Source organism: Streptomyces sp. L-9-10 (assembly GCF_004151105.1).
In the GTDB taxonomy this organism is placed as follows: Bacteria; Actinomycetota; Actinomycetes; order Streptomycetales; family Streptomycetaceae; genus Streptomyces.
Genome location: NZ_PHRF01000050.1, coordinates 55,767 through 69,965 on the forward strand (window position 1 = coordinate 55,767; position 14,199 = coordinate 69,965).

13 protein-coding genes are annotated in these 14,199 nt (G+C 72.1%); 7 read left to right on the plus strand and 6 right to left on the minus strand.

What is annotated here, in order from left to right:
* Positions 1-222: 222 nt before the first annotated feature.
* From CU044_RS13720 to CU044_RS13730, 3 genes are all read right to left on the minus strand, one after another.
* Positions 223-1,521 (minus strand): ribonuclease D, encoded by a 1,299-nt coding sequence (locus CU044_RS13720; RefSeq protein ID WP_129768837.1) that lies wholly within the window; start codon positions 1,519-1,521, stop codon positions 223-225.
* A 76-nt stretch (positions 1,522-1,597) separates the two neighbouring features.
* A complete protein-coding gene (locus CU044_RS13725; RefSeq protein ID WP_030350743.1) occupies positions 1,598-2,257 on the minus strand; it encodes a response regulator transcription factor in 660 nt (219 codons plus the stop codon).
* Between the two features lie 314 nt (positions 2,258-2,571).
* The gene (locus CU044_RS13730; RefSeq protein WP_129768838.1) at positions 2,572-3,261 is read right to left on the minus strand and encodes a DUF3000 domain-containing protein; all 690 of its coding nucleotides are present in this window, start codon (positions 3,259-3,261) and stop codon (positions 2,572-2,574) included.
* A gap of 91 nt (positions 3,262-3,352) precedes the next feature.
* On the opposite strand from CU044_RS13730, the gene hemE reads away from it, so the two are divergent.
* Positions 3,353-4,417, plus strand: a complete 1,065-nt coding sequence (gene hemE / locus CU044_RS13735) for a uroporphyrinogen decarboxylase (RefSeq protein ID WP_129768839.1) — start codon at positions 3,353-3,355, stop codon at positions 4,415-4,417.
* A gap of 15 nt (positions 4,418-4,432) precedes the next feature.
* Here hemE and CU044_RS13740 read toward each other — a convergent pair whose 3' ends face one another.
* Positions 4,433-5,812, minus strand: a complete 1,380-nt coding sequence (locus tag CU044_RS13740; protein WP_129768840.1) for an FAD-dependent oxidoreductase — start codon at positions 5,810-5,812, stop codon at positions 4,433-4,435.
* Between the two features lie 57 nt (positions 5,813-5,869).
* The gene (locus CU044_RS13745; protein WP_129768841.1) at positions 5,870-6,856 is read right to left on the minus strand and encodes a DUF4349 domain-containing protein; all 987 of its coding nucleotides are present in this window, start codon (positions 6,854-6,856) and stop codon (positions 5,870-5,872) included.
* Positions 6,857-6,999: 143 nt separating this feature from the next.
* Here CU044_RS13745 and hemG point away from each other — a divergent pair, with 143 nt between their 5' ends.
* Both hemG and hemQ read left to right on the plus strand, forming a co-directional pair.
* Positions 7,000-8,454: a protoporphyrinogen oxidase gene (gene hemG / locus CU044_RS13750; protein WP_129768842.1), complete on the plus strand. Its 1,455-nt coding sequence runs from the start codon at positions 7,000-7,002 to the stop codon at positions 8,452-8,454.
* A 4-nt stretch (positions 8,455-8,458) separates the two neighbouring features.
* Positions 8,459-9,175, plus strand: a complete 717-nt coding sequence (hemQ, locus tag CU044_RS13755) for a hydrogen peroxide-dependent heme synthase (protein ID WP_129768843.1) — start codon at positions 8,459-8,461, stop codon at positions 9,173-9,175.
* A 308-nt stretch (positions 9,176-9,483) separates the two neighbouring features.
* On the opposite strand, the gene CU044_RS13760 is transcribed toward hemQ, so the two are convergent.
* On the minus strand, positions 9,484-10,089 hold the full coding sequence (locus CU044_RS13760; protein WP_165371886.1) for a TetR family transcriptional regulator: 606 nt from the start codon (positions 10,087-10,089) through the stop codon (positions 9,484-9,486).
* Positions 10,090-10,272: 183 nt separating this feature from the next.
* On the opposite strand from CU044_RS13760, the gene CU044_RS13765 reads away from it, so the two are divergent.
* The 4 genes from CU044_RS13765 to CU044_RS13780 all read left to right on the plus strand — a co-directional run bounded on the left by CU044_RS13765 (position 10,273) and on the right by CU044_RS13780 (position 14,158).
* Positions 10,273-11,520, plus strand: coding sequence for a cytochrome P450 (locus tag CU044_RS13765; RefSeq protein WP_129768845.1), 1,248 nt, complete (start codon positions 10,273-10,275; stop codon positions 11,518-11,520).
* On the plus strand, positions 11,520-11,717 hold the full coding sequence (locus CU044_RS13770) for a ferredoxin (RefSeq protein ID WP_129768846.1): 198 nt from the start codon (positions 11,520-11,522) through the stop codon (positions 11,715-11,717). The genes CU044_RS13765 and CU044_RS13770 overlap by 1 nt, the downstream gene beginning before the upstream one ends.
* A 243-nt stretch (positions 11,718-11,960) precedes the next feature.
* Positions 11,961-12,770: an ABC transporter ATP-binding protein gene (locus CU044_RS13775; RefSeq protein ID WP_205124073.1), complete on the plus strand. Its 810-nt coding sequence runs from the start codon at positions 11,961-11,963 to the stop codon at positions 12,768-12,770.
* Complete coding sequence (locus CU044_RS13780; protein ID WP_129768847.1) at positions 12,767-14,158, plus strand: hypothetical protein; 1,392 nt, start codon at positions 12,767-12,769, stop codon at positions 14,156-14,158. Before CU044_RS13775 ends, CU044_RS13780 begins: the two co-directional genes overlap by 4 nt.
* The last annotated feature ends 41 nt before the right edge of the window (positions 14,159-14,199 follow it).

Here is a 14,199-nt window from a genome sequence, read left to right on the forward strand (position 1 = left end):
AGCCTCCCTTACGACAGCGGCGCGCCCTTCGGCTCACTCGCCGGCGGGCGCGGGCACCCGGGACGTCCCAGGCGCCGCGAACCACCGAGTGGGGCCCGCACCGGACCCGCGGGCCCGCCCGCCCGTACCTCCGCCGGGAGGCGGCCCGCCGGGAGGCGGGGCGCTCCGTCAGTACGACATGACAGGTCAGGACGACGCGGCGGGTCAGGACGACGCGGCGGGTCAGTCCGACACCGACAGCGCGCGCGTCAGCAGCGGCGCCACCTGTTCGACCTGCCAGGCCCGCGCCCCGTGGCCCGCGAGCGCCTCCGCCACCTTCTCCACCGTCGGCTCGTGCGGCGGCTCCCAGCAGACCCGGCGCACCGTGTCCGGCGTGATCAGGTTCTCCTGCGGCATGTTCAGCCGCTCGGCCAGCTCCGAGACCGCCGCGCGGGCCGCCGACAGCCGGGCCGCCGCCTCCGGGTCCTTGTCCGCCCAGGAGCGCGGCGGCGGCGGTCCCGCCACCTGCTGCCCCGGCTGGGGCAGCTCCGTGTCGGGCAGCGCCCTGGCCCGGTCGACCGCCGCCTGCCACTGCTCCAGCTGCCGGCGTCCCATCCGGTGGCCGAAACCGGGCAGCGCGGTCAGCGCGTGCACGTTCACCGGCAGGGCCAGTGCCGCCTCGATGATCGCGGCGTCGCTCAGCACCTTGCCGGGGGAGACGTCGCGCCGCTGCGCGACCCGGTCGCGGGTGGTCCACAGCTCCCGTACGACCGCCATCTGACGGCGGCGGCGCACCTTGTGCATCCCCGACGTACGGCGCCACGGGTCCTTGCGCGGGGGCGGCGGCGGGGCCGAGGCGATCGCGTCGAACTCCTGGTGAGCCCAGTCGAGCTTGCCCTGGCGGTCCAGTTCCTTCTCCAGCGCGTCCCGCAGATCGACGAGCAGCTCCACATCGAGCGCGGCGTAGCGCAGCCACGGCTCGGGGAGCGGACGGGTCGACCAGTCGACGGCGGAGTGGCCCTTCTCCAGGGCGTAGCCGAGGACGTTCTCGACCATCGCCCCGAGGCCGACCCGGGGGAAGCCCGCCAGCCGGCCTGCCAGTTCCGTGTCGAACAGCCGGGTGGGCATCATGCCTATTTCGCGCAGACAGGGGAGATCCTGTGTCGCCGCGTGCAGGATCCACTCGGTCCCGGCGAGCGCGTCGCCGAGACCGGAGAGATCGGGGCAGCCGACGGGATCGATCAGCGCCGAGCCCGCGCCCTCGCGGCGCAGCTGGACGAGATAGGCGCGCTGGCCGTACCGGTAACCGGACGCCCGCTCGGCGTCGACGGCCACGGGGCCGGTGCCCGCGGCGAAGGCCGCGATCACCTCGGCGAGCGCCTCATCGGTGGCAACCACCGGCGGAATGCCCTCGCGGGGCTCCAGCAAGGGAATCGGCGCCGAGTCGACGTCGTCCGGGGGCAGCGACATGAGCGGCTGCCGCCGCTGGCCCCCGGTGGTTCGCAGTGCTGGCTCTGCTGCGGTCTCTTGGGCGTCGGTCACCTGTCAAGGGTATCCGTGAACGGAAGGCGCCCGTCGACGGAACGTTCCGTCGACGGGCGGTGGGGGCGAGAAGTGGTCAGTGGATGATTCCGGTACGGAGGGCCACGGCGACCATCCCCGCCCGGTCGCCCGTGCCGAGCTTGCGCGCGATCCGGGCGAGATGGCTCTTGACGGTGAGTGCGGACAGGCCCATCGAGACGCCGATGGCCTTGTTGGACTGGCCTTCGGCGACCAGCCGGAGCACCTCGACCTCACGGCCGGAGAGCTCCCGGTAACCGCCCGGATGGCTCGGGGCGCCCGGAGGACGGCGGTGCATCCGCTGTCCGGCGCCGATGGGGGCGGCGCCGGGCCGGCCCGGGTGGCCGATGTTCGTACGGGTACCGGTGACGACATAGCCCTTGACGCCGCCCGCGAGGGCGTTGCGCACCGCGCCGATGTCATCGGCGGCGGAGAGGGCGAGGCCGTTGGGCCAGCCCGCGGCTCGGGTCTCGGACAGCAGGGTCAGCCCGGAACCGTCGGGCAGGTGGACGTCGGCAACGCAGATGTCGCGTGGGTTGCCGACGCGGGGGCGGGCCTCCGCGATGGACGACGCCTCGATGACGTCACGTACTCCAAGGGCCCACAGGTGGCGGGTGACGGTGGAGCGGACGCGTGGGTCGGCCACGACGACCATGGCCGTCGGCTTGTTCGGGCGGTAGGCGACCAGGCTTGCGGGCTGCTCGAGGAGAACGGACACCAGGCCTCCTGGGAAGGTGCGGGACGGGGCCGGCTCTGGGGATGAAGCCGGGGCGATCCGTGCTTGAAGGGTCATTGACCTCTTCGGCAGCAATCCCGCCCGCCTTTAGAGAATGATCACGATTTGGTGAGTAACAATTCGGGCAATTCGGACGAGTGATCGATCATCCTACGACTGGCCCCACCCGTGGCGGTGCGGTGAGGGGCCGTCAGCGTCGTCGTGGCCGTCGGTATCGGGCGGCATCGGCGGGATGCGGGGGTATCGCCGGCTCCCGTGCGACGGCGGGATCGGAAGGGGCCCGAGGGGGAGTGCTGTCAGGACACCTGCGGTCCGCGCCGCTGGGGCAGTGAGACCACACCCGCGCCGGCGCCCTGGTCCGCCGCGCCCGCGGCCGGTCCCGTCGTGGCGGGCGGCAGCCCCGCGATCTGGCAGAGCAGATCGCACCAGCCCGCCAGATGCGCCGCCGCGTCGGGCACCCCGCCCCGGCCCTCGCGCGGAGTCCAGGACGCGCGGATCTCGATCTGGGTGGCGGGCCGGCGCTCGGAAAGGCCGCCGAAGTAGTGCGACCCGGCGCGTGTGACGGTGCCGCTGGCCTCCCCGTACGACAGTCCGCGCGCCTCCAGCGCACCGGTCAGCCACGACCAGCAGACCTCGGGCAGCAACGGGTCGGCCGCCATCTCCGGCTCCAGCTCCGCCCGTACGAGCGTCACCAGCCGGAAGGCGCCCTGCCAGGCGTCGTGTCCCGCCGGGTCGTGGAGCAGGATGAGCCGGCCGTCCGCGAGATCGTCGTCGCCGTCGACGACCGCCGCCTCCAGGGCGTACGCGTACGGTGCCAGCCGCTTGGGCGGCGGTGTCGGGTCGACCTCGATCTCGGGACGCAGCCGCGCCGTTCGCAGTGCTTCGACCGCCGAACGGAACGCGGCGGGACCGGAATCCCCCTCCGCGCCCCCCGTTCCCTCGGTGCCGTTGGAATGATCGGAAAACTGTCCCTGAGCCGCAGCCATGCGGGGAAGAGTAGGCGGAACGCGCGTCTCGCGCAGGGAAGGACACCCGGGCCGGGGCAGCGGCTTCCCCGTACATGCGAAGATTCTGGGCGTGAGCGCCATTGACCGCCCCTCGGGCCAGCAGACGAAGACGTACGAATCGCCCTTCATGAAGGCGTGCAGGCGTGAACCGGTGCCGCACACACCGGTCTGGTTCATGCGGCAGGCGGGGCGCTCGCTGCCGGAGTATCTGAAGGTGCGCGAGGGGATTCCGATGCTGGAGTCCTGCATGCGGCCCGAGCTGGTCACCGAGATCACCCTCCAGCCGGTACGGCGCCACAAGGTCGACGCCGCGATCTACTTCAGCGACATCGTCGTCCCCCTCAAGGCCATCGGCCTCGACCTCGACATCAAGCCCGGGATCGGTCCCGTCGTCGCCGAGCCGATCCGGACCCGCGGCGATCTCGCCCGGCTGCGCGATCTCACCCCGGACGACGTCTCGTACGTCACCGAAGCGATCGGCATGCTCACGGGCGAGCTGGGCGCCACCCCGCTCATCGGCTTCGCCGGCGCGCCGTTCACGCTCGCCAGCTATCTCGTGGAGGGCGGCCCGTCCCGCAACCACGAGCACACCAAGGCGATGATGTACGGCGACCCGGAGCTGTGGGCGGATCTCCTCGACCGGCTCGCGGACATCACCTCCGCCTTCCTCAAGGTGCAGATCGAGGCGGGCGCGAGCGCCGTGCAGCTCTTCGACTCATGGGTGGGCGCCCTGGCCCCCGCCGACTACCGCCGTTCCGTGCTGCCCGCCTCGGCGAAGGTCTTCGACGCCGTCGCCCCGTACGGCGTGCCGCGCATCCACTTCGGGGTCGGTACGGGCGAACTGCTCGGGCTCATGGGCGAGGCCGGCGCGGATGTCGTCGGCGTCGACTGGCGGGTCCCGCTGGACGAGGCGGCCCGCCGCGTCGGCCCCGGCAAGGCGCTCCAGGGCAACCTCGACCCGGCCGTGCTCTTCGCCCCCCCGGCGGCGGTGGAGACCAAGGCCCGCGAGGTGCTGGACGCGGCGGCCGGTCTGGAGGGCCATGTCTTCAATCTCGGCCATGGGGTGCTGCCGAGCATGGACCCGGACGCCCTGACCCGGCTCGTGGAGTACGTCCACACCCGGACCGCCCGCTGAGCGACCGGTCCGCGGCTACACCCCCGCCTTCCGTACCGTCGTCGTCGCCTTGCGCGCGGCGACCAGCACCGGGTCCCAGACCGGGGAGAACGGCGGGGCGTAGCCCAGGTCCAGGGTGGTCATCGCCTCCACCGTCATCCCGGCCGTCAGCGCCACCGCCGCGATGTCCACCCGCTTCGCCGCGCCCTCGCGGCCGACGATCTGCGTGCCCAGCAGCCGGCCCGTACGGCGCTCCGCGAGCATCTTCACCGTCATGAAGGCGGCGCCGGGGTAGTACCCGGCGCTGTTGGTGGACTCGATGGTCGCGGTGACGTACTGGAGGCCCGCCCGGTGGGCGTCCTTCTCCCGCAGCCCGGTCCTGGCGATCTCCAGGTCGCAGACCTTGCTGACGGCCGTACCGACCACCCCGGGGAAGATCGCGTAGCCGCCGCCGGCGTTCGCGCCGATGATCTGGCCGTGCTTGTTCGCGTGGGTGCCCAGCGGGATGTGCCGGGTCGAGCCCGAGACCAGGTCGAAGACCTCCACGCAGTCCCCGCCCGCCCAGATGTTCTCGTGGCCGCGCACCCGCATCGCCAGATCGGTGAGCAGCCCCCCGTGCGGCCCGAGGGGCAGTCCCGCGGCGCGGGCGAGGGCGGTCTCCGGCTCCACGCCGATGCCGAGTACGACGACATCGGCCAAGTACTCGGCGGCGTCGGTGACCACGGCCCGTACCCGGCCGTCCGCGCCGGTGCGGATGCCGGTGACCGCCGTGCCGCCCACCGTGGTGATGCCCATCCCGGCCATCGCCTCCTGGACCAGCCGGCCCATGTCGGGATCGAGCGTCGCCATCGGCTGATCGTCGCGGTACACCACGGTGACCCGATAGCCGCGCTTCAGCAGCGCTTCCGCCATCTCCACACCGATATAGCCCGCGCCGACGACGACCGCCTGCCGGCCCTCGGTGGCGCCGAGGGCGTCCAGCAGCGCCTGGCCGTCGTCGAGGTTCTGCACGCCGTGCACGCCCGGCGCGTTGATCCCGGGCAGCGGTGGGCGCACCGGGCGGGCGCCCGTCGCGACGACGAGCTTGTCGAAGCCGGTCCAGCTCTCCGTACCGTCGGCGAGATCACGTACGCGCACCCGCTGCCCGGCCACGTCGATCTCCATGGCCTCCGTGCGCATCCGCAGATCGATGGCGCGTGCGCGGTGTTCCTCGGGCGTACGGGCGATCAGGTCATCGGGCCCGGGAACGTCCCCGCCCACCCAGTACGGAATGCCGCACGCGGAGTAGGAGGTGAAGTGGCCGCGCTCGAACGCGACGATCTCCAACTCCTCCGGGCCCCTGAGCCTGCGGGCCTGCGACGCGGCGGACATGCCCGCCGCGTCGCCGCCGATGACCACCATGCGCTCCGCCGCCATTGCGCGCCCCTCTCGCTTCCGTGTTTCCAGGGGGAACGCTACGCGGACGGATCCGGATCAGTGCTCGGGTGTCCTCCGGGCGGTGGGCCTGTCGGGTTCGGGCGAGGGCTCGTCCCCGGGCGTGTGCGCGGGGGTGGGCCAGGGCGGGGGTACGGGCTCCGGCCTGCGGGGCAGCCGGCCGCGTACCAGCCGCCACAGCAGATAGAGCACCGCGAGCACGGCGGCGAACGGGGCCACCGCACCGATCACCACCGCGATCCACCGCACCGTCACGGTCAGCGCGTCCCAGCCGCCGCCCAGCGCGTCCAGGAACCCGGGATCGTCCTCCTCCTTCTCCTTCGTGACGGCCGGAGTCTCGGTGAGCTCCAGTGTGATGGTGGCCAGGGTGGTGCGGTCCTTGAGCGACGCCTGCTGGGCGAGCAGCGACTCCAGATCGGCCTGACGCGTACTCAACTCGCCCTCCAGCGACACCACATCGCTGAGTCGCGTCGCCTGGTCCATCAACTCCCTCACACGCGCGACGCTCGCCCGCTGCGAGGCGATCCTGCTGTTCACGTCGACGACCTGGTCGGTGACGTCCTTCGCGTTGGCCTTGCGCGCCAGCAGCGTGCCGGTGCCCGCCAGTTCGGCCAGGACGTCGTCGTACGCGTCCTGCGGCACCCGCAGCACGATGCGCGAGCCGACATGGTCGCCACCGATCCGCTCGGTGGACTCGTCCTCGACGAGACCGCCGGAGCCGACGGCCGCGGACCGCGCCGTGGCCAGCGCCTTCTCCGTGTTCTTGACGCGCACGGTGAGTTCGGCGGTGCGGATCACATGCGTACCGGCTTGCGCGGGCCGCTGCTCGGCGTCCGCCCCCTCGCTGCCGGACGCCGGCGCACCGGCCCCCGACGGGGCGTCCGCCGCGTCCGCCTGCCCCTCCCGCACCGGTTTCGCGGCGCTGTCCGCCGCCGACTTGTTCGCACCGCCATCGGAGGCGCTGCATCCGGCGAGAGCGAGTGAGACGGTGAGTAGTGCTGCCGCGAATGCTGGCATCGCGCGCATGTCGGCCCCCCAGGGACGGTTGATGAGAGTGTGCTGACGGTTCGACGTGTGAGGCCCGTGCACGGATGCTCATCCACGGTTCCGAAGCGGTCACGGTCGGGACTCGTTATGGAACGTCCATGACGGTTTGAGAGAGTGGGGGCATGGAGTCGAGCGCGCAGCATGTGGACACGCACACAGGCCATGTCGTGGTCGTCGGGGGCGGTATCGCCGGTCTCGCCGCCGCGCACCGACTGCTGGGCGCCGGGGTCCGGGTGACGCTGCTGGAGGCCACCGCCCGGCTCGGCGGCAAGCTGCGGACCGGCGAGATCGAGGGCGCGCCCGTCGACCTCGGGGCCGAGTCGATGCTCGCGCGTCGGCCCGAGGGCGTCGACCTGGCCGAGGCCGTCGGGCTCGGGGAGCTGCTCCAGCCGCCCACCGCCACCACCGCATCGGTGTGGTCGCGCGGGGAGCTGCGACCCATGCCCAGGGGCCATGTGATGGGCGTGCCGGGCGACCCGGCCGCACTCGCGGGGCTGCTCTCCGACGAAGGGCTGGCCAGGATCGCCCGTGAGCCGGAACTGCCGCCCACCGAGGTCGGCGACGATGTCGCGGTCGGCGAGTACGTCGCCGAGCGGCTCGGCCGCGAGGTCGTCGACCGGCTGGTGGAACCGCTGCTCGGCGGGGTCTACGCGGGCGACGCGTACCGCATCTCCATGAAGGCGGCCGTCCCCCAGCTCTTCGACATCGCCAGAACCCATGACTCGCTGCTGGCCGGTGTGCGCGACGTCCAGGCCGCGGCCGCGGCCCGGCAGCGCGACGGCGGAGCGCCGGCCGCGGTCTTCGCCGGCATCGCCGGCGGCGTGGGCAGACTGCCGGGCGCCGTCGCGGACGCCGTACGGGCCGGCGGCGGCGAGATCCTCACGGAGACGCCCGTGCTCGGCCTCCGGCGCACCCCCGACGGCTGGCGGATCCGCACCGAGCGGCGCACCCTGGACGCCGATGGCGTCGTGCTGGCCACCCCCGCGTGGTCCGCCTCGGCGCTGCTGTCCGACGAGTCACCGGCCGCGGCCGCCGAACTCGCCACGGTCGAGTACGCCTCGATGGCGCTGGTCACGATGGCGTTCCGGCGCGCCGATCTCGGCGCGATGCCGTCCGGCAGCGGCTTTCTCGTACCGCCCGTGGACGGCCGCACGATCAAGGCGTCCACCTTCTCCACCCGGAAGTGGGGGTGGGTCGCGGATGCCGCGCCCGGTCTCTTCCTCCTGCGCACCTCCATCGGACGGTACGGCGAGGAGGAGCAACTGGAGCGCGAGGACGCCGATCTCGTCGGCGTCTCGCTGCACGACCTCGGCGACGCGGTCGGGCTCACCGCGAAGCCGGTGGCCACCGAAGTGACCCGCTGGACCGGCGGTCTGCCGCAGTACCCGGTCGGCCATCGGACGAGAACCGCCCGGATCCGCGAGGCCGTCGCCAAGCTCCCGGGGCTGCGGCTGTGCGGCGCGGCGTACGACGGCGTCGGCATCCCCGCGTGCGTCGCGTCCGCCCGGCGCGCCGCCGACGAGATCATCGCCACGTCGACCCTGGCGCGGGGCACGGGGCGGGGCGCGGGAGAATAGCCCCATGACTGCTGCACCAGAGAAGACCCCGAACGCGGGCAAGAAGGCCAAGGACCTCAACGAGGTCATCCGCTACACGCTGTGGTCCGTCTTCAAGCTGCGCGACGTGCTGCCCGATGACCGGACCGGCTTCGCGGACGAGGTCCAGGAGCTGTTCGACCAGCTCGGCGCCAAGGACGTCACCGTACGCGGCACCTACGACGTGTCCGGGCTGCGCGCGGACGCCGATGTCATGATCTGGTGGCACGCGGAGACCTCGGATGAACTCCAGGACGCGTACAACCGCTTCCGCCGCACCCGGTTCGGACGGCAGCTGGAGCCGGTCTGGTCGAACATGGCGCTGCACCGCCCCGCCGAGTTCAACAAGTCGCACGTCCCGGCCTTCCTGGCGGACGAGACGCCCCGCGACTATGTCAGCGTCTACCCCTTCGTACGGTCCTACGACTGGTATCTGCTGCCCGACGAGGAGCGTCGCACGATGCTCGCCGACCACGGGAAGATGGCCCGCGGCTACCCCGACGTGCGCGCCAACACGGTCGCCTCGTTCTCGCTCGGCGACTACGAGTGGGTGCTGGCCTTCGAGGCCGACGAGCTGTACCGGATCGTCGACCTGATGCGCCATCTGCGCGGCTCCAAGGCCCGGATGCACGTCCGGGAAGAGGTCCCGTTCTACACGGGCCGCCGCAAGTCGGTCGCGGACCTCGTGGCGGGGCTCGCGTAACCCCGGCTTCCGGTCTCCGGAAGCGATGTGGATGTGGTGGCCCGGCCGGCCCGCTGTGGGACGGCCGGGCCACCCCGCCCGGAAGATCAGACGACCGGCGGCGGCTCATGGCCGCTCACCCGCTCGTCCAGCGACACCGGGTCCGGCTCCGGGTTCCCATCGGCCGTCGACCCGCGGAACGCGGTGACCCGCGGGGGAGAAGCCGATTCTTCCCCCGTACCTCCCCGTTCCGCGTCGATCGCGGCCGATGGAGCCCGAGTCGGTGGCTCCCGCCGGGAGCGTCTCCACCCCGTCGGGACGTGCCCGGCCTACGGCTCCAGAAGGTCGAGGGCCTCCCGGACCAGGTCCGGCAACTGCTCCGCCGGCTTGCCCGGCACGCGCAGCCAGCGCTCCTTCGCGGTCTGCACCGCCGCCCCGATCACTCCGACGACCAGGCGCGGATACATGTCCGCGTCGGGGTCCACTCCCATGCGTCCGGCGAGCACACCCGCCAGGACGTAGCTGTGTTCCGTGGTCCGTTCCAGGCTTTTCGCGAGCAGGGGCGGGTTGGCCAGGATCAGGCGCTGGACGCGCAGGTAGCGTTCGCCGTCCTCGCCCGAACTGCCGTCGAGCACGGCGAGGGTGGCGGCCCGCATTGCCTTCAGCGGGGATTCCGCGGCCGGGCGCGCGGCGAGTTCACGCAGCAGGGTGGCGTTGTCGTCGTCCTCGTACCCGAGGATCACGCCTTCCTTGGAGCCGAAGTAGCGGGTGAGGGTCCGGGGCGAGACGTTCACCACCGCGGCGATGTCCTCCAGGGACGTCGCGTGAAAGCCTTTGCGCTCGAACAGGTCGGTCGCCGCTTCCATCAGCGCCCGGCGCGTGAGCAGCTTCTTCCGTTCCCGCAGCCCCGCCGTCTCCGGGACATTCGTACGCACGAACAGCCCAGACCTTTCCTGTGGGTGACGCGTCGCCGCAACGTACCCCCGGCCGTTCTCCGCCGCAACTGATCCGGTCATCCTCCGGGGGACGGGTGCGGGGCGCGGTCGCGGGTGCTAATTTGTCTGTGGCAGACATTTTGCATGTCGTGCACCAATACCCCCACGACCGACGGGAATGCCATGGCTGTTTCCGCTCACAGCACCCTCTCCGGCGCCGAGTCTCCGCTCCCGCTGCCGCTTCCACGCGAGCAGGAATGTCCCTTCCGTCCGGCGCCGGAGGTCGCCGGATTCAGGACCGACCTCCCGGTGGCCAGAGTGGTGGGCCCCACCGGCATCGAGGCGTGGCTGGTCACTCGCTACGCCGACGTACGCGACGTACTCGGCGATCCCGAGCGCTTCAGCAACCGTTCGGGGCAGGCGGCCCACATCCTGGCCGACATGCCGCCCGACGCGCCCGTGACGGAGGGCTCGTTCTCACGGATGGACGGGGCCGAGCACCTGCGGTTCCGCCGGATCCTGGGGCCCGAGCTCTCCACGATCAAACGCATCGAACGGCTCCGGCCCACAGTGCAGCGGATCGTGGACGAACGGCTGGACGCGCTCGGCGAGTCGGCCCCGCCGGTGGACCTCTACCAGCAGTTCGCCGTTCCGGTCACCTCCACCGTCATCGCGGAACTGCTGGGAGTCCCCGCCGCCGACCACCCGCTGTTCCAGAGGGCGGGGGCCGCGCTCTTCACCGCGACCGCCGACCCGGAAGAGGGGGCCGCCGCGTTCGAGGCGCTCTTCGGCTACCTGCACCCCCTCGTGGCCCGGCGGCGACGTGAGCCCGGCGATGACATCCTCAGCAAGCTGATCGAACGGGGCGACCGCAGCGACCGGCCGTTCACCGACACCGAGTTGGTCGCGACGGCGGCGGGTCTGCTCGTCGCGGGCTTCGACACCACGGCCAGCATGATCAGTTACGGCGTGCTGGCACTCCTGCACCACCCCGACCAGTTGGCGGCCCTGCGCGAGGACCCCGCGCTGATACCGGGCGCGGTGGAGGAGTTGGTGCGGTTCCTCGGCGTCGGTACGGGCATCATGCGGGAGGTCACCCGCGACACCGAGATCGGCGGGCAGCCCGTCGCGGCAGGTGATTTCGTCATCGCCGCCATCCAGTCCGCCAATCACGATCCGGAGCAGTTCCCGGAGGCCGACCGGCTCGACGTGACCCGCGACGCCGGCAGGCACATCGGATTCGGCCACGGCCCGCACCAGTGCGCCGGCCAGCAACTGGCACGACTCGAACTGAAGACCGTGCTCGAAACACTGCTGCGCCGGATTCCCACCCTGCGCCTGGCCGTTCCGTTCGAACAGATCGAATTCAAGACCGACACCGTAGTGACCGGGCCCACCGCGCTGCCGGTCACCTGGGACGAGGTGCTCTGATGCGTGTTCACACCGAAACCGAGAAGTGTGTGGCGGCGGGGGTCTGCGTGCTGGCCGCCCCTGAGGTGTTCGACCAGGACGACGACGGCCTGGTCGTCGTACTCGACGACAGCCCCCAGTCCGAACAGCGCGAGGTGGTACTCGACGCGGCGGCCCGCTGCCCCGCGGCGGTGATACGCCTGGACGAGGACGCGTAAACCAGGCTCCCGGGCCCGCCCCTGGGCCATCGGGCGGTGCGGGTTACAGGTATCCGCACCGCCCGATGGGGCACACCCCCAGGTGTGACGGGGGTCATACGCGGGGGGAAATCCTGACGTTCGGGCCGCCCGTCTAGCGGGCGTGAGACCAGTGAGAACAGCCCTTCAGGGGGTGGGGCGGCGCGTAGCCCTCGCGCGCTCCGTGCTGGGAACTCACCGGTGAACGCAGGAGAGGAACGCACCATGATGACCGCGGTGGGCGCGGCGGGGATCGCGCCGCAGACATACGCCTGGGAGGTCCGGGCCACGGGGCTGAAGGTCAGGGTCGGCAAGAACCGCATGGCGGTGGACGGGCTCGACCTGTCGCTCGGCACGGGGGTGCACGGGCTGGTCGGCCCCAACGGGGCCGGCAAGACGACGCTGATCCGGACGATGGCCACGGTGCGGCGCCCGACGGAAGGCACGCTGGAACTCCTCGGTGAGCCGGCCGGCGGCCTGGGCGAGCACCGTGCGCTGCGCCGCCGGATCGGTTACCTGCCGCAGGAGTTCGGCTACTACAAGCGCTTCACGGTACGCGAGTTCGTCGAGTACATGGCGTGGCTGAAGGAGGTGCCCAAGGCGGACATCCCCGCGAAGGTCCAGCACGCGGTGGACCGCGTGGGGCTGGCGGACCGCGCCGACGACAAGATGAAGGCCCTCTCGGGCGGCATGGTGCGGCGGGTCGGCATCGCCCAGGCCATCGTCAACGACCCGAAGATCCTGCTGCTGGACGAGCCGACGGCCGGACTGGACCCCGCCCAGCGGCTGCGCTTCCGCGAACTGCTGCAACAGCTCGGCACCGACACGTGCGTGGTGGTCTCCACGCACCTGGTGGAGGACATCGCCGCCGCCTGCACCGGCGTGGTGCTCTTCGCCGAGGGCAGGCTGGTGTTCCAGGGCACCCCGGACGAACTCGCCGCGGCCGGCACCTCCGAGCATGTCGGCGACAGCCCGCTGGAGCGCGGCTACTCGGCACTGCTCTCCCCCACCGAACAGGGAAAGGGCACCTGGTGAACGGCCGGATTCTGCGCATCGAGACACGGCGTTCCCTCGCCCCGTGGGCCGGCCTGGGGATCGCGGCGAGCACCGTGGCGTTCTTGTTCCTGCTGGGAGGCGACGCGGCGGAGGACTCCTCGGCGTGGACGGCCGAGTGGACGTCCATGGCGATGTGGACCCGCGGCGTGCTCTTCTACGCGTGGCCGCTCGCCCTGGGCGCGGGGGCCCTGCAGGGGCTGCGGGACAGCCGCTCGAAGATGCCCGAGCTGCTGTCGAGCACGCCACGGCCCGCCTGGCACCGCGCGGCCTCGCTCGGGGGGACGACAGCGGTCGTGCTCGCCTCGGCCTTCGCCGTCCTCGTCCTGATCGGCGGGGTCCAGGTACTCGCCCACACCGAGTACACGCACGTCGGCTGGATGCCGGTCTCGCTGGTGGGGGCGCTCTTCCTCGCCGCGGGGGCGGTGCTGGGCATCGGGATCGGGCGCAGCCTCCCCTCCGTGTTCACCCCGCCCATGGTGACCATGGCGGCCTTCATGCTCGGCCAGCTCCTTCTGATCAAGTCGGCCCCCCTGGCGAGCGCGGTGAGTACCTGGGAGGAGGCCAGGGGCGCGGGCCTGTTGCCGGGCCGGATCGCACTGCTGGCACCGGCGATCAGGGAGACGGGGGAGACGCTCTTCACGCTCTCCGCGGCCGTGCACGCCGGGCAGTTGGTCTGGGTGATCGCGCTGACCACGACGGGCTTCGCCCTGCTGGCCGCGGCGAGCCGGCGCGGCCGGCTGCTCGCACTGGTCCCCGCCGTGGTGGGTGCGGCGGTGGCCCTGCTCATCCTGCCCTCCACGTCGGAGGAGACGTACGTCCTGGACAAGGCCGCGGCGGAGAAGGTCTGTGACGGCGCGGTGTGCGTCACCGCGATGCAGCGGTCCCGCCTGGCCGGCCTCACGGGTCCGGGCGAGAAGGCGCTGGGCCTGATGAAGGGAGCCCTGGGCGGCCGGGCACCGGTCGGGATCCGGGAGCGCACCACGATCGTGCCGTACCTCGAAGTGAAGGAACGGTCCCGCGAGGACGTGCTCATCGACTTCGACGACGAGGTGTTGCGTTACGCGAGGACCGACGAGGACCTGACCCGGGCGCTGCTCGGCCTGGGCCTGGCACCGGAGTGTTCCTTCGGGGGACTCGATGTGCAGAGCGTCGCGTCGAGCTGGGTCATGGGGGAGTTCCGGATGCTGCCCTCCGCCCCTGGCCCGGCGGCCGAGATGGCCGAGAAGACCGCCCGCTCGGCGTGGAAGAGGCTGACGGCGCTGCCGGAGGCGGAGCAGCGTGAGCGGATCGACGCGATGCGCGCCTCCGCGTTCTCCTGCGAGGACGAGACCGACCCGCTCGACGTACTGGCCGGCGGGCCACGCTGAGCGGTGGGCGGACGGCAGCTCCCACGGTGCTCCCGCGTGGT